Origin of the sequence: Microcoleus sp. B4-C2 (assembly GCF_036705265.1) — a bacterium.
Taxonomy (GTDB): Bacteria; Cyanobacteriota; Cyanobacteriia; order Cyanobacteriales; family Microcoleaceae; genus Microcoleus.
Genome location: NZ_JAUBUB010000012.1, coordinates 39,629 through 57,481, shown reverse-complemented (window position 1 = coordinate 57,481; position 17,853 = coordinate 39,629). Strand labels below are relative to the sequence as shown.

Here is a 17,853-nt window from a genome sequence, read left to right as displayed (position 1 = left end):
TTCTTTTGTTTGACTGAATTTTACAATTTATAAATTGCTCTATTCGGGAATTAGGTTCTCCCAAATCTCATGCTTTTCGGAAAGATAGCGCTGCTTTTTACAGTTATTTTTCCTCTTTTCCAGCCCAAGGAGGCGGGCCTTGTGGAGAGCGGATGTTGATAATTGATCCGTTCGACAGAGTAATCGAAAAAGCATCAAATTCGCCGTCATCCATTTCGCCAACAACGGTAATTGTTTCCCCTTCTGATAGATTAATATTGCGCCACCTGCGCGGGCCGGCATCGACTTTAACTTGACCGCTGCCGTCATTTAAAATCCACTCATTTTCATCAGCTTCTCCAAAAGCGACTACTCGGCCAGAGATGGTAATTCCTGTTTTCGATGCTGGCAAATCGCGAATGCGAGTTATAGCTTGTGCAAAAGCAGAAGTTGCCACTACTAAAAGAAGGGTTGTAACTGCGGATACACTGAAAAGTTTTTTCGGTTTCATGAGCGCTCATATCCTGGTATTTATCTGGAGGCTCTGCGTCCAAAATCTTTCATTAAAATTGGATACAGAGCCTAGTAACGAGTAGATATTTGTGAGGCAGCATAGTCGGACACAAGGCAAGTGCCGACCCTATTTTAATCGCTGAGCTATCTCAGTCTGCGGAGACAGACTTCGTTTGTGTAAAGGCGATTTCAATCGCTGATTTTTTCCAAGGATAGCTAATAGCAACTTGGGTATTCCTGTCAGCCGGCAGAGTAGCAACGATCGCATTTGTAGTCGATTCGCTCCACTTGAGCAGCCAAGCAGGTTGAATTCCCAACACGAAAATGATGCCCGCCAAAACCAGCGCCGGCATATTTTCAGCAAACGTAACTGGAGGGTAGTAAGCCGTGGCATTGTCCAACTTCCCAAAACAGGTGCGGTTGAGCAGAATCACAAAGTAAACGGCTGTTAAACCCGAAGCTAAAATGCAGATTAAAGTGGGAATTGGAAAGATAGAGAAACTGCCTTGAAATACTAAAAATTCGGCAATAAAACCCACCAAACCCGGAATGCCGGCGCTTGCCATGCCGCCCAAAACTAACAGGGAACTAGCCGTGGGTAAACCCCGCATCGGATTCATCAAACCGTTGAGCACGTCCAAATCTCGCGTGCCGACTTTGCTTTCGATGATGCCTACTAAATAAAATAGCAAAGCTAAAATTAAGCCGTGGCTTACCATTTGCCCGACTGCACCGATTAATGCCAGCTTCGTACCCGCAGCGCAGGCAACGAGGATGTAGCCCATATGCCCGATCGAACTATAGGCTACCATGCGCTTGATGTCTTTTTGGGCGATCGCGCTCAAAGCACCGTACATCACGCTCACAGTCCCGATAATCGCTAAACCGGGAGCTATAATCGACCAAGTTTCGGGAAACATCTGCAAGCCAAACCGCACTAAACCGTAAGTTCCCAACTTCGCCAGAATCCCTCCCAGCAAAATTGCTGTTGCTGGCGAAGCTTCCACGTAAGCATCGGGTAGCCAAGTATGCAGCGGCACCAAGGGAATTTTAATTCCCAACCCAATTAGCAAAATTGTTAGCAGGATTAACTGCACATTTCTCGGCAATTCTTGAGTGGTAATCGCACTGTAATCGAAATTTAAAGAACCGCTCAGCCAAGCAACACCCAAAAATGCTGCCAGCACTAAAAGTCCCGAAACTGCCGTGTAGATCAAAAACTTCATGGCAGCGTATTCCCGCTGCTTTCCGCCCCAAATCGCAATCAACAGGTAAAAAGGAATTAATTCTACTTCGTAAAACAGTACAAACAGCAGCAAATTTTGAGACATCAAAGCTCCGGCAATACCAGCATTGATTAGCAAAATCAAAGCGTAGTAAAGCTGGGGGCGCTCCATCTTTTCGCCAGTGCCGTAAATGACTAATAGCGTCAGCAAAGCACTTAAAACCAGCAGCGGCAAGGACAAGCCATCAATGCCCAAGTTGTAGCTCAAACCTAATTGGGGAATCCAAGGCAAATATTCTTGAAATTGCAGTCCAGAATTTGCTGGATCGAATTGAGTTAACAGCCAGATATTCAATATGAAAATAGCTGCTGCAAAAGCCGATGCTATTGAACGCAGGCGCATCCCATTTATGTTTCCGGGCAGGAACCCGACTACCGCAGCGCCCAACGCGGGCAACCAGAGCAAGGCACTAAGCATAATGTGTGAAGAGTAAAGAGTAAAGAATCTATTGAGAGTTGATAGTTGATAGTCAATCTTTGAGAGTTGATAGTTGATAGTTGATAGTTATCAAGCGTCAATTGTCAAATTTCAATTTTTCGCTGTTACAAACCCCTCGCTGTCAATTGTCAACTGTCAATTGTAGGCTGTTAAAACCCCTTGCTGTCCCAGGTCAACTGTCCCAGGTCAACTAACTCTGGGGGCACAGCCCCTACCAACTGTCAACTGTTAACTGTTAACTGTTAACTGTTTAAGACTCAACCAACCTATTGATGAGACCCGTATCTAAATCGTAATAGCCACCCACCACTTTCAGTTTATTCTCCAGAATTAACTGAGAGATCACTGGAGATGCTTTTAATTTTCTAGTTTGCAGGATAACATTTGCTTTTGAAGCATTTTCTAGATGATCGCCCGTTTGGTTTTTCGAGCTTTCTACAGCAGGCTTAATGGCGTCGAGCAAACTGCCAATTTGACCGGGAACTTGAGCGCCTTTAATGGTAGCTTCTACCGCACCGCACCTTTTATGCCCGATTACCATCAGCACTTTTGCTCCCAACACCAACGTGCCAAATTCCAGGCTGCCAATTTCTTCGGGAGTCGCCACATTGCCGGCGACTCGACAGACAAATAAATCTCCAAATCCTTGGTCGAAGATAATCTCGGAAGGGAAACGGGAATCCGAACAGCCGAGAATAGCAGCAAAAGGTTTTTGAGATATGGCAACTTGGGCGAGATCGGATAAGTTTTGGTTAAAACCTCGGCGTTTTTTTTCAACAAACCGCTTGTTCCCGTTCATTAACTTTTGCAAAGCTGCATCGGGAGTCATGTCATTTTGAGCAATTGCTGGTTCGGGTGCAGCCAAATCAGCGCCTGCTCCTGCTGCGAGTATCCCTGTACCAATGGCACCTGCGACAAATTTGAGGGAATTGCGTCGGGAAAGATTGAATTGTCTGTTGTTTGAGGTCATTTATGCTGCCTTATTGGAACGAGTTGGAAATCTTTGTTCAAGACTTCAGGTTTTTAAGATTTTAGATTAAAACTGTCACCTAAAATCTTCAATCTTATATCTCTTTACCCGCCTACAATCAGCGACAAGCGAGCTAGCAAAGGCCAGCTTATGAGTAGTCCCAAAACTGCTACTCCGAACAGAATTGTCAGGGCGTAAAACTGAGTTTGACCGTTAACGTTGTATTTGAGGCTTTGCCCGCCGAAAACCGTTGCAAAACCGATTAAGTTCGCGAATCCGTCAACAATATTGCGATCGAACCAGGAGATGATTTGAGCAACTAAACCGACTGCAAATATCACAGTCACCCGGTAAAGTTTGGCAGTGTAAAAGTCGTAAGCAAAAAAGTCTTGCAAAGCTTCAGAACCAATTCGTACAGGTTTTTCCCATTTTTCGTTCAGGTAAACAAATGCTCCGGCACCGATGCCGATCGCCGTTGACAAAACTAGCAATCCAGTTGCGGTATAATTCAAACTTGCCCCCGGCAATAAATGCCACGCAGCCAGCAAGTGCGGAACGTGCAAAGTAAAGCCCATTAAAACAGTCATCGGCAAGATAAAAGGCCAGTGAACTTCCGGCGAACGTTCGGTCATTTGCTTTGGTTTGCCGCCGAAAACTAAACCGAAGACGCGCACCAAGCCAAAAGCAGTTACACCGTTTACAAACAGCACTATTCCTAACAAGGAAGGGTGAGCTTCCGACAGTCCTGATGTGAATTCTTCTAAAGCCCAGAAGCAGCCGAAGGGCGGTAGTCCCACCAATCCAGCGCTACCGACAATAAACGATATGGCCGATATCGGCCGCTTTGCCCACAAACCGCCGAGAGAACGGACATCCTGAGTGATGCTGTTCCAAACTACCGAACCGATGCTCATCACCAGCAAACCCATTGCCAAGCTGTAGGCAAATATTAATGTCAGGGCTGTCTGGGCTTGTCCGGTGCCGACGGCGATAAATACTAAGCCCATGTAAGAGCTGACTATATAGGAAAGCGTGCGCTTGATGTCAATTTGGGCGATCGCAATTAATGAAGCACCAACCGCCGTCGCAGCGCCTACAATAATAGTTGTCTTCAGTCCGATCGGCGACAAAGCAATCACCGGCTGCAACTTAATCAATATCCAAGCACCAGTTTCCACAACTACGGTGTTCCGCAAAATTGTCGCAGGCAGGGGGCCTTCCATCGCCTCATCCAGCCACAGGTGCAAGGGAAACTGGGCGCATTTGCCCATCGGCCCGGCAATCAAAGCTAAGCTCAACAGCGTCGCTACAGTAGTGTCAAGCTTTGCAGTCTGAGCCCAAACAGCCAACTCGTCAAAATTCCAAGTTCCAGCCAGTGGCAGAATTGCGACTACTCCCATCAGCAGGAATAAATCTCCCACCCGCTTTGTTAAGAAAGCGTCGCGGGCGCCTGTCACCACCAAAGACTGATTGAACCACAGCCCGACTAGCAGGTAAGTACCCAAAGTCAGAACTTCCAAAATCATGTAGCTGAAGAAGAGAGAATTGCACAGTACCAAGCCGCACATCCCCGCTTCAAATAGCCCCAGCAGGGAAAAGAACCGAGCCCAGCCCCAGTCCATTTCCATGTAACCGAAAGCATAAATCTGTGCCAGAAAGTTCAGTCCGGTAATCAAAACTGTCGCCCCAACGGTGACAGCAGAGATTTCTACGGGAATGGTTAAGTCTAAACCTGCTACATTCAGCCAGGGAATGAACTGGTGTTGCGCCGGTTGGTTCCAGATAGCTGCGAGGGCGATGACGCCGTGTAGGAAAGCGAACAAGGTTAATATGGCGTTCACATAACCGGATGGTCTTGGCCCTGTGCGGCGGGTAACAGCCGGAAACCACAGCATCGACAGAACTCCGCCGATGAGTGGATAGCAAGGTATAAACCAAACCGTCTGGAGTAAGATTTGAGCCATTGGCATTACCTGTAAAGGTTACAAAAATTTAAAATTCTGAGAATAATTCCGATCGGGCAAACGACAGCACTGAAAACCCAGAAGGCAGAATTAGAGGCTATTTTGGCGTCAGTATTCGAGTTACTCGTTGTTTTGATACTAGGCGGGAAGAATAGACTTATTAATTTTATATTAAGTATTGCGTTAAATTTTCATATTTCTGATTCAGCATACTTATCTATACCGATAACCTCTACTTATAGGTATATAGGGGGGGGATGGTGTACAAACGAATATTTGTCGATCGCACATCTTGCACCATTTTGAGGAACAGGCAAGATGCCTGTTCCACAAAGAATTCAATTTTTTTGTGGGGAGTAGGGGTTGGGCTTCCTGCCTGCCCGTGAAATGCTTATTTAGAACAGGCAAGATGCCTGTTCCACAAAGAATTCAATTTTTTTGTGGGGAGTAGGAGTTGGGCATCCTCCCCGCCCGTGAAATGCTTATGGTCTAAAATATTAAAATCGCTCAATCTGCCAAGCTGCTAAAGGAAGTTTGGCTTGGCGCTGCCCCATCGCCCTTGCCCTAACATTCACTAGACCGATCGGCGTATTAAACAAATCTACCATATCGGCTTGGGCCATCGCACTTTTGGCAGCAGCCACAGGCAATTCTTTTAACAGCCATCTAGCCAGCCGATAAAAATATTCCGGTGCTGTCAATTCTCGCATCAAATCGACACCGTGGAGTTCGTGCAAATATTTATTAGATTCGCCGTACCGATACCATTGACTTTGCAACTGTTTTATTGTAGAACGGTGGCGGTGTCGGACGATCGCATTTTCGGCAAAATACATTTTATAGGATGTTTCCCGCAAAATCCGCCAACACAAGTCAGCATCGCCACCGCTGGTGAGGTAAGGGCGAAATAATCCTATTTGTTGTAAAACTAACCTCCGTACAGCTAAATTTGCAGTTTGGCCGTAGGGACAAAAAGGGTGAGCGAGAGTATGTTTTTGAGATAAAGTATTTTGGCGATCGGCGTGTTGTTCTAAGATAGTTTTACCGGGTAGTGCGACTATTTCCCCAGCGCTAATTCCTACTTCTTTGTCAACAAATGGCTTAACTAAATTTTCCAGCCAGTCAGATTCCGGGCGACAGTCTGCATCGGTAAATGCAATGATTTCGCCTGTGGATGCGCGAATTCCTTGATTGCGGGCGGCGTAGGAACTTTGAATCTGATTTTCGGTGAGGTGGCGAATGGTTATTTGATTTAACTTAGCTGCTGTTTCGAGGATTGCTGAAGTGCGATCGCGACTGTTGTTGTCTACTAAGAGATATTCTACTCTGTGTGGCGGATAAGTTTGCGATCGCAGGCACTCGATCAACTCCGGCAAATCCATCTCGCCGTTGTAAACAGGCACAACCACCGAAACTTGCGGTAAAAACGTTTTAGTCATTCACAAACAACCGTAAACGATAGCATAACTAATATTGAGTAAGATTAAACGAACCGCGAAGGCGCTAAGGACGCTAAGGAAGATAAATAAGCAAATGTAGTTCTTACTTTGTCCTATAAGCGTCTTCGCCGTTCTTCAAATAATTAAAAAGCGTTATTAAGTTCCATTGCATTAACGGGGATATAAATTGTCAAAATTATAACTTCGGCCCCTTAAACAGGCAAGATGCCTGTTCCACAACTGCATTCAGTCCTTGTGGAACAGGCATCTTGCCTGTTTCTTTGAAATAGTAGAAAATATCTCTTACATCCCCTGTACAATCCGTCACGCAATCCCTTCTCAACTGTTGCTAGTCAACATCAGAACCATTAACACTAACGCGCCGTTAGTTATATAAAAAATGCCAACAACCTGAGTTTCCAACCAGCCGCACAACTCTAAATGATGGTGCAGCGGAGCCATTCTTAACAGACGCTTGCCGATTCCATCAGGCCCTTTTGTAGCTTTGTAATAACCTACTTGAGCAATTACTGACAGCGTTTCAATAAAGAAAATCCCGCTGATAATTAATAATATCCAAAGGCTATTTGTTAATAAAGCTACCGCACCCAACGCACCGCCCAAAGCTAAAGCACCTGTATCGCCCATAAACACCTTGGCTGGATTGCGGTTGTGTGCTAAGAAACCGAAACAACTGCCGCTGATGCAAGCGCAAAAAATCATTAATTCTGGCGAAGTTGAGGCTACAGATGCGCCCAATCCCAAAAGTGCGATCGCCCCCAAACCTCCCATCAACCCGTCAACACCATCGGTAAGATTAGTAGCATTGCTTTCGGCAACTAGCACAAAACCAGCCAGCGGCCAGAACAGCAAACCTAATGGCAATACCCAACCGAAAGGCAAAGCAACATTCGTAGAAATTGCAGGTTGATGAAACATCAGCCACAGACAAAATAGAGCAGCAAAACCTATTTGCAAAGCCAATTTCATCCGAGGTGAAATACCTTTGTTCGACTTACGTCGCAGAATTTGCCAGTCATCGAGCCAGCCAATGAAACCGTAAGCTAAAGTTAAAGCCGATACGGCAACAACATCTGAGTTAAACTTAGACCAAAGTAAAGCGACTGCTACCCCAGCAGGTATAAAAAAGATGCCTCCCATTGTCGGCGTTCCCGCTTTTTTCAAATGGGCTTGGGGGCCGTCTTCGCGAATTATTTGTCCTGCTTTTAGTTGCTGGAGTACGGGCACCACTGCATAGCCCAACCCCGACGCAACTAAAGCACAAACAACTAGCGGCATAAATAGCGATGCAGGTAAATTCAAAAATCTACCCGCTACTACATCTAAACCGATCGCTACAGTGCCGAGCCCCAAACCCAGCAGCAGGAATAAATTCTTGCCTGTAAGTTTGAAAGGCAGACTAAAAGGGATTTTCTCATCCAAAAAGTTATCCATAACACTCCTCACCACACACTATTTGAGAATAAGCAATTGACAATGGGGGAATAGGGTGCGATACAGGAGATTGAGAAATCTCTGAGTTTTTCTTCCCTGTTTCCGGTTGATTTCTTCACCCTTTTACCCGTTATTCTTCGCCTACACTCACATCCTCTTCTACTTCCTCTTCTAAATCATCGTAAGGACTGTCGTCAACTGCCATCAGTTCAGAAATTTCTTCTTCGTGCAGATAGTCGGGTTCTTGGACATCCCTTGCTAACAGGCGATTGTTAGATTCCAACCAGTCTAAAAGAGAAGATTGCTGTTTTAATGGAATTACATCCGCAGGTAAATGGCGAGGAATTTGACGCAGAGATGGGTTGTACATGATTATCGGTTTTTAAAGACAAAGACGCGATCGAGTAGAGGTAACGTTTTGCCGACGAACTGCTGCTTTGATCAAGCACTTGCAAATCGGGCATTTAGCAAGGCTAAAGCATTATACCACAGGCACTGTTTGGTTCCGGATCGGATAAGATGGGAGACCCAAAAGGCGATCGCCCCCAAGCATGGGCATGAGGATAGCACTAAAATCCGCTCTTGCCAATCCTTCTTTAGCCGTAAGCATTGTACTCTAAGACGATCGTCTTTAAGATATCGCGGGACAAGCGGCGATCCTGTTCTGCAAGCCTCCCTAACAGCAAGGGTTTGATTCACAACAGTCTCCTGGATTTTCATCAAAGCCTGAGCTCGAATGCCCTCTGGCTTCTTCAGTCAACTCTCAAGCAATAAATCTCAGAATGGATATAACGGCAGCGGTTTTATACAACAAAGAGGGCTACCACACCGGAGGCAAAAAACTTCTGGGGCGTCATTCAGCCGGAGAAGGGTTTCTCAAAAGCTTAGTCCAACACGGAACCGCCGACTCTCTCTACTGTTGCGCCGATAGCGAAACAACCTTTAAGGAGTTTTGTTCGCACATCCAACCTTGGCTGCAAACACCTCGGAAAGTCCGCTGGATTCCCATGGAACGACCGGATTTGCTATCTCAACCGGGCACAATTTACCGACCCGATCCGGTTCTGTCGCAGATGGTTTGGGCGCGCAGATTTGTCGATCAGCGGGCCTACAGCGTTTGCGGCGTTACTCACACGATCGGTACAAAATACATCATGGAGGCGATCGGCGATTTGATCACCGCACCCATGCAGCCTTGGGACGCCCTGATCTGCACATCTGCCGCCGTGAAAACAGCAGTAGAAGGAGTTATGACTGAGTGGTCTGAATATTTAGCCCAGCGCAACGGCGGTAAACCGGAAATTTTGGTCAAATTCCCCGTTATTCCCCTCGGAGTCGATTGCAGCGCGTTTCCGCAGGGTGTGGAAGCCGTTAATAGTCGCCGCCAACTGCGACAAGAACTCGGCATTTCTCCCGAAGATATTGTTGTGTTATTTGTCGGTAGATTGACTTTTTCTGCAAAAGCTCATCCGGTACCCATGTACATCTCCCTAGAACGGGCGGCACAACAGACAAAAGCCAAAATCCACTTAATTCAAGCCGGTTGGATCGAAGATCCGAGAGAAGAACCCGACTTTAAAAATAGCGCACAAATATTTTGTCCCTCGGTGAATGCTATTTTTTTAGATGGGAGACAGCCGGAAATTAGAATAAATATTTGGTCTGCGGCAGACATTTTCATTTCGCTTTCCGACAACATTCAAGAATCATTTGGACTGACACCAATAGAAGCCATGGCGAACGGACTGCCGGCCATAGTCTCCGATTGGAACGGATACAAAGAATCTGTACGCCACGAAATAGACGGCTTCCGCATTCCCACACTCATCCCGCCCCCGGAATCTTGTTTAGATTTAGCCCTAAATTATCTTGACGACAGCTTAAATTGGCCGACTTACATGGGTCACACTTCCCTCGCGACAGCAGTAGACATTGATGCTTGCACCCTGGCGTTGTGTGAATTAATTGAAAACCCCGAATTGAGAAAGCGGATGGGGGAAAATGCCCGACAAAGGGCGAGGGAAATTTATGATTGGAAAGTAGTAATTGCTGCTTACGAACAATTGTGGCGGGAATTAGCAGAAATTCGCCAGGGGGCACCGGAGTCAGCACCTTTAAAACCTGGGAAGCCGCCTTATCCCCTAGGCGACGATCCGTTTCGGGTATTGGCTAATTATGCGACTAGAAGTTTAAGCAATGAGATGATGCTGAGTCTGGGTGCGATCGCCACACCAGAACTTTTAAAGCAGGTACAGACAATTAGGTTTACCAGTTTTGGTGAGGATAGGAGAACATCTGTTAGCATTCAGATGGAGATATTGGAGACAATTAAGCAGGAAGGTGCGATCGGCGTGGGGGAACTTATCCGACGCTACGTTAAAAACGAGCAAGAATTAGCCGACCTGTATCGGACTTTGCTTTATTTGGTGAAATTTGATATCTTAGTTATTAGTTGTTAAGCTGTCACGCATTTAAATTGCATATTCAGGGCGGGCGAGACGCCCACCCCACAAGAATTAGATTGTTTTTTGACATTCTATTTAAATGCACAACAGCTTAATACTCTGCGGAATCGGCGATTAATATCGCTACTACACAAAATTTCCTCCCTCTCGCTTGAGACAGAAGAAAAGAGCGGTCTGACTTTTGCCTCACCTTCGATAATTAATCCGTGTATTCGTGTCAAAATCCGTGTTCTTCCTTCTTAAAAAATCATGCTTAGAAAATCTGCACTCTTAGAGATAATTGCTGGTAAGAATCGCGGTTTGCTGGCTACGGCTAGCGACAAGCAAGCGATTTTAAGTGCGATCGCCCAATTGGAAGATTACAACCCCACACCACGCCCTGTCGAAGCCGCAGAGCTTTTAAATGGTGATTGGCGGTTATTGTACACCACCAGCCGCGAACTGCTGAATCTTGACAGTTTTCCCTTGGTAAAATTGGGTCAAATTTATCAATCTATCCGCGTCAAAGAATCTAAAATTTACAACATTGGCGAACTTTACGGCTTGCCTTATTTGGAAGGAATTGTCAGTGTAGCAGCAAGATTTGAGCCAACTTCGGAACGGCGAGTGCAGGTGAAGTTTGAGCGGTCTATAGTAGGTTTAAGCAGGTTGATTGGCTATGAATATCCGGGGAAGTTTATCGATGAGATTGAGTCGGGGAAAAAGTTCGCTGCTGTAGATTTCGGGCTGGATACTCGCGAACAGCAGGGATGGCTTGATATCACTTATTTGGATAAAGATTTGCGGATTGGACGGGGGAATAAAGACAGTGTTTTTGTATTGACAAAAGAGTGATTTTGTGATGTGTGATTAAGTGCGATCGCCCCTTAACTCATACTAAATTTATCTTTCCTTCATCCGCGTTTATCCGCGTTCATTTGCGGTTAAAAATCAAAAATATATCACTTTTGCAAACAATTCAACACTTACTAAAACCCTCAAATCCATAGCCGATAAAAGCTTCAGATAGGATAACCGTTAAAACTTAGCGTTAAGAATTGACAATTGACAAATCTTGTGATATGTGCTTGAATTTTAATGGAAAAGACGTTAGTACATTCCCGCCAAGAAACTTACTAACGCCTTTTGTGTACTCCTTACGAATACAACACGATTATGCCACAAAACGGTTATCAACAGGGATTCACAGCGAATCCTGGGGCGATCGCGTACCAAAAACGCCTTTACCCTTGGGCGATTGCCAAACTCATGCCCAGTATGCAGCGGGCGATTGTGGGGCGATTTCGCAGTCGATCGGATGCTGACGGGCACTTGCTGTGTCTGCGTCAACTCATGCCTCAAGCAACACTTGTCGTAGTCTTTGACTTGCAACCAGACTTAGAAGTACCAATGGCGGCGCCCACAGTAATTCAATAAGCACAAGCATTGCGATCGCCATTTGTAGGGGCGGTGCCCCCGTGCCCGCCCCCTTCGTCTGACTGCAAGTCGATCTTTCTTGTATTTATTTTCCTTCTTCCTTTTTAAGAATGACTCAGACTCGATAATTCATCCGTGTATCCGTGTAGTGCCTTCCTTCTTCCTTCGGCTATAAATAGCGATTTAAGTTAGGATAAAAATATCCTCAATTTGCTTTTAAATCATGACTTCTACAACTGTAAAATTCATCTTGCCTCAAGTGGGAGAAATTCCCCAATGGCAAGCCGCGACGTGGGAAGATTATGTAGCGGCTTGCGAAGATCCATCTTTGGAGGAAGCCAGAATATTTTTTTATGAAGGATATCTTTGGATAGACATGGGTAATGAAGGAATTAATCACGCCAGATTTAACAACCTCTTGACTCTGGTGTTTGGATTTTGGTTTGTCAGCAAAGGAGGACAAGCTTTCGATGATTTGGGTGGATGTGTAATTGAGAAGCCAAAGGTGGGAGGAGGTGCGCCCGATCGCATTTTATATGTCGGCGGAGAATTCATCCAGTGGCAAAAAGGGGAACCGCGCCGACTTAATCTAAATAAATCGCGAATTCCAGATTTAGTGATAGAAACTTCCGATACGACTTTGGCCAGCGATTTAGATGAAAAAAAGCGGTTGTATGCTGCTTTGGGAATTCCTGAGTATTGGGTAGTAGATATTAAGGGCGAGAGAGTTTTGGCATTTCGCTTGCAGGAAAACGGGAAATATCAGGAATGCGAATTTTCCGGTGCGCTTGAGGGATTGCCAATTGCTTTGCTATCGGATACTTTAAAACTTTTGGGTGAGGGAAATGGGACGGCGGCGATGTGGTTTGCTCAACAAATTGGGAAGTTGTAGAGAGGTTGGTGAAAAGTACGCGCGTGCATAGCTATCCCGTAGAGAATCGCCCTTAATTTTTTACACACTTATAGCCTCAATCATAACATATAATAAAAATATATCTGCCCTGTTAATCTGCCATGAATGTACAATCTGTTTCGCGTTATGTCGCACGTCACCCTGAAATTTTGCAAAGCGAACCAATTATCGCAGGAACCAGGACTTCCGTTCGGGCGATCGTGGAATTGTGGCGTTTGGGTATTACTCCTGAAGAAATCCCCATGCACTTACCTCACCTGAAATTAGCTCAAATTTTTGACGCGCTGAGCTTTTATTTGGATAACCAAGAAGAAATAAATACTTATATTGAGCGCAATCGAATTCCTGAAGAATTGATTCATCCTGCTGTTAAAGCTGCAATGAGAAAGCCGTGAAACTGTTTGCAACTATTTATACAGATGAAGATGTTTCAAGGCTTGTAGCTAATTTACTGCTCGCTAGAGGGTTCGATGTGACGACAACCAGCGAACAGGGAATGCTGAGTAAATCCGATAGCCAACAATTAGCTTACGCAGCATCTATTGAGCGATGTTTGCTCACCCATAATCGCGTAGACTTTGAGCGACTGCATCTAGATTATATGACCGAAGGAAAACAACATTCGGGGATTATTGTGATTCCTCAAAAGAACGCCTATGAGATTGCTCAACGGGTTGCCATTTTATTAAATACCCTAACGGCTGATGAAATCGCTAATCAGCTTTTATATGTATAAAGCGATCGCACTTGGGAAACACAAGGGCGATTCCCTACGGGATAGCTACGCACGCGCGTACTTTTAGATTTGGGATGGGAGATGTGAGAGATCAAGGGCATTCCAGCCATAACTCAACATCTATTCCCAAGGAAAATCCGGTATCACCTCATCAATTTCAGCCATAATTTGCATTGTCTCTTTCAAAGCAACCACGACGCGCTGATAGTGCAGCACCTCATCAAAGGATAAACTGCGATTTGCTTTTTTGCGGTCTTTCAACCATTTATCCAATACTTGATATCCACCTATTTTAAACGCCCAAACTTCGGGGAAAACACCTTCAAAATATTGCTGTTTGTTAATATACACCCGCCGTTCCGATTCATTGTAAGTAACTTGAGTAACAGCATTATCGCCGCTAACAGGATATTTAGTAATTACCTTATTTAATTTTTTAGATTTCATCAAGTGCAGTGCTACCAATTCCTCACCTTTTTTAGCGAGTGTTTGAAAAAGTTCATTGTCGGAAGTTAAGGGTAAGCGGGGAAAGTCTATTTTGAGGAATTCTGCATAACGCTGGCGGTAGGTAGGACTGTGAAAGACAGCATAGGCGTAATAAAAGATTGCTTCGGGAGTTGGTACATAGCCTAGTTTTTGACGAACTGCACTGAGAAAGTTTTGGGAGAAATTGGGAGTGCGATCGGTAAATAAATTACCTTGTTCGTTTTTAGTATCGGGGTAAGTATAGAGAGGAAACAGATAACCGCGCTCTCGGCTCTTATTAGAAACGTAACAATCATCAGTAAAATTATTGGTTACTAAAGAATGCTGCCATGATTCGCTTACGATCTGACGGCACATATACATTCCTAAGTTTTCACCTGTCAGCATATGACGCATTACTTCAAAGCGAGGCATGCACAGAAAGCCTCTCGTCTTTCCTGTATAGTAGGTGTAGCGTTTGTCAAAAGGACGGTATAAGATAGGGACAATCTTAGAGTCTTCAAGGTTATTGCTGCGTAAATCATCTTGAGCAAGTGATACTTGCCAATCTCGCGAATCTTTCCCCAGTTCATACTTTTTCCTAGCTTCCTCAACAGGAAGTGACACAAAATCTTTAACTGTTTCTTTTACTTGTTGAACTGACCATTTGATTGTCAGATCATCCCTAGCAGTTACAATACCAACAGAGTTTACAGGCATGATATCTGTGATTTTCCAGCCGTCGTTATACTCAGCAAATAAATCTCGATTTTGCGGAATCAATAAATAAAAAGGTGATTGAGGATGAATTATTTTCCATTCAGTTGAATCAACATCGAGGAAATTCAAAGCTTCATATTTAGCATCCCGACTTCCCCATAACTCCGCATGATGAACTTTTGCCGGAGTAGACTTACCAGGTTCTTTAATAAAAATACCAATACTGACTCCCTGCTGAATATCAAACACATTTTGGTCAGATGAACCATCTGGAGAAACTTCTTTCTTTTTAGAATTACCGTGCAAATCTAAAACATAAATATCAGTAAAAGTTTGCATCAAATTTTGACGCATTCCCCGAAAAGTCGGGTTATCGAGATAACCGTGATTAGTCACAAAAGCCAAAACACCAAACCCAGTTTGACTGACTCGCCACTGTCCAAAACGAATAAATTTTACATAATCATCTTGCAGCCATTTAGAATTGCGCTCTTTCAGCGGTACACCATCAACATAATAGTAATCTTTTACCAATCCTGCTATCCATTCACTCTTATTAGCAGAATGACCAGAATAAGGAGGATTTCCCAACACAACCATCACCGGGACATCCCGCTTAATTGCTGAAGCTTCATTAGCTTCTTGCGCCACAAATTGAGCAAATAGAACCTCTGATTTTTTTAAAGCTTCATCTAACGTATTCGTGAGATAAACTCCTAAACGCTGCTTGCTGCTAAACTCATAGCCGAGATTTTGCAGTTGCAAACCTAGTTTGAGGTGTGCTATCGCATAGGGAGCCATTAACAACTCAAAACCAAATAATCTGTTTAATAAATTCTCCTGTACATACTGATTCCAACTCCCAGATATCCCCATATCTGCCAAATTTTGATAAATGCGATCGACAACTCCGTAAAGGAAAGTACCCGTACCCGTTGCCGGATCTAAAATTTGAACTCGCGGCTGTTGCGTATCTGGATTTTTGCTATTATCTGCCAATCCTAAAGGTAGATTAAAACGGTTTTTCAGGATAGCATCGACAGAGCGAACAATATAGGAAACAACGGGTTCAGGAGTATAATAAACGCCGCGACTTTTCCGCAAAGCTGAATTATAAGCTGCCAGAAAGGTTTCGTAAAAATGAACAACTGGATCGGATTGCCGAGTGCGGCTACCAAAGTTTTCCAGAATAGCAGTCATGTCAACTCGCCCTAGTAGCTCGACTAAATCATCTATTGCCCAATTAATTTTGCCGAGTAAATCCGTCTCGATAATACTGTTAAATAATCGCCGCAAAAACGGATTAGTGGCTGGGATGTACGTGCTCGCTGTCCGGCGGTCAAAAAGTTGATTGCCGGGATTTTGAGCGTGACCAACTCGCGCCGCAAATAAACCATAGGAAATAGTTTGAGCGTACATATCTGCAAAAGCCGCATCATTGAGATCCGGCAGCAATATCTCATTAAATCCACGCTTGAGTTGATGTAACTCTCCGGTTTCAGTTTCGATTTGCAAAGCTGATTCTGTCGCGAGTAAAATTGATTTGGTTAAGCGCGCCATCTGCTTTGCCAAATCTTCAGGACTGTTAATTGCTGCACCGGCGAAATTAAGAAATCCCTCGATTAATTCAAGAGTTTTGTCAGAATTGCAGAGAGTAATTTCGTTGCCTGTTCTTTCGGCTAAAACGGCGGTCAATCTGACTTTCCCCTCAACATACCAGCGAAACTCTAGATAATTCGTGAGAATTAAATTACCGTTTAACGATTCTCGATATCGCTGCAACTGTTCGGTTTTTTCAACAGGATTCAAATCTAAGCCGACATCCTTAGCTTCCACATAACCGACGAGTAAATCCCTGCGCCTGACAGTAAAATCTGGAACGCCAGCTTTATTACCTTTTTCTTCTATGATTGCTACCAAACTAGCCGCCGGATTATCGAGTAAATTCTTGATACTTGGGTAATGGGTGCGCTCGCTTCCCCGCTGGAGATTGCTCTGAATTGACTGGATGTAGGTATCAAAACGCATTGGCTTCGCCGTTAACGGTATGAATCATTATATAATGGTAAGTGTAGAGCGATCGCACTCTCCTCCAAAAATGCGATCAAAATTATCGGCGTCCATCTGCGTCATCAGCCTCAATCTGTGGTCAAAAAAAAGATTAATCGCCTCGCTTACCAGCATAAAAAATATAAAATCTAAAATCCTAAAAAAATGCTCCGACTATCCCAAACCCAACTCAAAATCCTCGAAGAATGCCCCCGCAAATTCCAACACAGCTACCTCGAACTACTCGCCACCACAGCCTCCCCAGAACACAAAGAAAAACTCACATGGGGAAGCCACTTTCACCTATTAATGCAGCAGCGAGAACTCGGACTTCCCATTGAATTCATCATCCAACAAGACCCCGAACTGGGACGCTGTGTGGCAGCATTTATCAACACCGCACCCGAACTTTTCGCCAATTCAGAAAATAGCGATTCCCTACGGGATAGCTACGCTTCACGCATTTTCCGCCAAGCCGAACACCCCCGCACCCTAATTTTCCAAGACTACCTATTCACCGTTATCTATGACTTGCTAATAGCAGAACCAAACGCCGCCCAAATTCTCGACTGGAAAACCTATCCCCGCCCTCAAAAATCAAAATGGATAGCCGAAAGTTGGCAAACTCGCCTCTATTTATACGTCTTAGTAGAAACCAGCGACTATTCCCCCGAACAAGTTTCTATGACATACTGGTTTGTACAATTGCAAGGAGAAGAACCGCCGCAAAAACTCACGTTTTATTACAACCAAACAGAACACGATCGCACAAAACAAGATTTAACCAACCTATTGCAGCAGCTAACCGACTGGCGACAACGCTATACCGAAGGCGGCGAATTCTTACCCCAAGTAGAAATTAGTTCCAATCTTTGCGATTCCTGTCAATTTGCCACTCGCTGCAACCGCACACAAGACACAAAAACTCCCTCACCAGATATTCTCGCAGAAACTCCCACAGATTGGCTGCCAAATCTTGCTATAATCGATGAAATATTTATTTAATATATAAACAAACCCCCCAAATTTTACTCGTTACTAGGCT

Annotated in this window: 16 protein-coding genes; 7 read left to right on the top strand and 9 right to left on the bottom strand. The window is 44.6% G+C overall.

Translation table 11 applies throughout. From position 1 onward, the window contains the following. Window positions 1-103: 103 nt before the first annotated feature. The 8 genes from QUB20_RS06765 to QUB20_RS06730 all read right to left on the bottom strand — a co-directional run bounded on the left by QUB20_RS06765 (window position 104) and on the right by QUB20_RS06730 (window position 8,414). Entirely contained in the window at window positions 104-490 is a 387-nt protein-coding gene (locus tag QUB20_RS06765) for a NirD/YgiW/YdeI family stress tolerance protein (protein WP_333244901.1), read from the bottom strand. Between the two features lie 151 nt (window positions 491-641). Beyond that, window positions 642-2,195: an NADH-quinone oxidoreductase subunit M gene (locus tag QUB20_RS06760; RefSeq protein WP_333055349.1), complete on the bottom strand. Its 1,554-nt coding sequence runs from the start codon at window positions 2,193-2,195 to the stop codon at window positions 642-644. Between the two features lie 271 nt (window positions 2,196-2,466). Next, on the bottom strand, window positions 2,467-3,186 hold the full coding sequence (locus QUB20_RS06755; protein WP_333244904.1) for a carbonic anhydrase: 720 nt from the start codon (window positions 3,184-3,186) through the stop codon (window positions 2,467-2,469). A gap of 104 nt (window positions 3,187-3,290) precedes the next feature. Next, window positions 3,291-5,150, bottom strand: coding sequence for an NAD(P)H-quinone oxidoreductase subunit F (locus QUB20_RS06750; protein ID WP_333244906.1), 1,860 nt, complete (start codon window positions 5,148-5,150; stop codon window positions 3,291-3,293). A 497-nt stretch (window positions 5,151-5,647) separates the two neighbouring features. Beyond that, complete coding sequence (locus QUB20_RS06745; protein WP_333244909.1) at window positions 5,648-6,589, bottom strand: glycosyltransferase; 942 nt, start codon at window positions 6,587-6,589, stop codon at window positions 5,648-5,650. A gap of 196 nt (window positions 6,590-6,785) precedes the next feature. Then, the gene (locus tag QUB20_RS06740) at window positions 6,786-6,917 is read right to left on the bottom strand and encodes a hypothetical protein (RefSeq protein ID WP_333291253.1); all 132 of its coding nucleotides are present in this window, start codon (window positions 6,915-6,917) and stop codon (window positions 6,786-6,788) included. A gap of 11 nt (window positions 6,918-6,928) precedes the next feature. Next, complete coding sequence (gene mraY, locus QUB20_RS06735; RefSeq protein WP_333244911.1) at window positions 6,929-8,044, bottom strand: phospho-N-acetylmuramoyl-pentapeptide-transferase; 1,116 nt, start codon at window positions 8,042-8,044, stop codon at window positions 6,929-6,931. Between the two features lie 130 nt (window positions 8,045-8,174). Next, on the bottom strand, window positions 8,175-8,414 hold the full coding sequence (locus QUB20_RS06730; RefSeq protein ID WP_006631296.1) for a DUF3134 domain-containing protein: 240 nt from the start codon (window positions 8,412-8,414) through the stop codon (window positions 8,175-8,177). A 412-nt stretch (window positions 8,415-8,826) separates the two neighbouring features. On the opposite strand from QUB20_RS06730, the gene QUB20_RS06725 reads away from it, so the two are divergent. The 6 genes from QUB20_RS06725 to QUB20_RS06700 all read left to right on the top strand — a co-directional run bounded on the left by QUB20_RS06725 (window position 8,827) and on the right by QUB20_RS06700 (window position 13,574). Next, the gene (locus QUB20_RS06725; protein ID WP_333244914.1) at window positions 8,827-10,503 is read left to right on the top strand and encodes a glycosyltransferase family 4 protein; all 1,677 of its coding nucleotides are present in this window, start codon (window positions 8,827-8,829) and stop codon (window positions 10,501-10,503) included. A gap of 255 nt (window positions 10,504-10,758) precedes the next feature. Continuing rightward, window positions 10,759-11,343, top strand: coding sequence for a PAP/fibrillin family protein (locus tag QUB20_RS06720; protein ID WP_333105632.1), 585 nt, complete (start codon window positions 10,759-10,761; stop codon window positions 11,341-11,343). A 321-nt stretch (window positions 11,344-11,664) separates the two neighbouring features. After that, a complete protein-coding gene (locus QUB20_RS06715) occupies window positions 11,665-11,925 on the top strand; it encodes a hypothetical protein (RefSeq protein ID WP_333244917.1) in 261 nt (86 codons plus the stop codon). A gap of 223 nt (window positions 11,926-12,148) precedes the next feature. Then, a complete protein-coding gene (locus QUB20_RS06710) occupies window positions 12,149-12,817 on the top strand; it encodes a Uma2 family endonuclease (protein WP_333244919.1) in 669 nt (222 codons plus the stop codon). A 122-nt stretch (window positions 12,818-12,939) separates the two neighbouring features. Beyond that, window positions 12,940-13,233, top strand: coding sequence for a DUF433 domain-containing protein (locus QUB20_RS06705; protein WP_333140545.1), 294 nt, complete (start codon window positions 12,940-12,942; stop codon window positions 13,231-13,233). After that, complete coding sequence (locus QUB20_RS06700) at window positions 13,230-13,574, top strand: DUF5615 family PIN-like protein (protein ID WP_333244922.1); 345 nt, start codon at window positions 13,230-13,232, stop codon at window positions 13,572-13,574. Before QUB20_RS06705 ends, QUB20_RS06700 begins: the two co-directional genes overlap by 4 nt. Before the next feature lie 120 nt (window positions 13,575-13,694). On the opposite strand, the gene QUB20_RS06695 is transcribed toward QUB20_RS06700, so the two are convergent. After that, window positions 13,695-16,787 carry a type ISP restriction/modification enzyme gene (locus QUB20_RS06695; RefSeq protein ID WP_333244925.1) on the bottom strand — a complete coding sequence of 1,031 codons (3,093 nt, stop codon included), beginning with the start codon at window positions 16,785-16,787 and terminating at the stop codon, window positions 13,695-13,697. 186 nt (window positions 16,788-16,973) lie between these two features. Between QUB20_RS06695 and QUB20_RS06690 the strand changes: the two genes are divergently transcribed. Then, window positions 16,974-17,813 carry a PD-(D/E)XK nuclease family protein gene (locus tag QUB20_RS06690; RefSeq protein ID WP_333244928.1) on the top strand — a complete coding sequence of 280 codons (840 nt, stop codon included), beginning with the start codon at window positions 16,974-16,976 and terminating at the stop codon, window positions 17,811-17,813. Window positions 17,814-17,853: the final 40 nt, after the last annotated feature.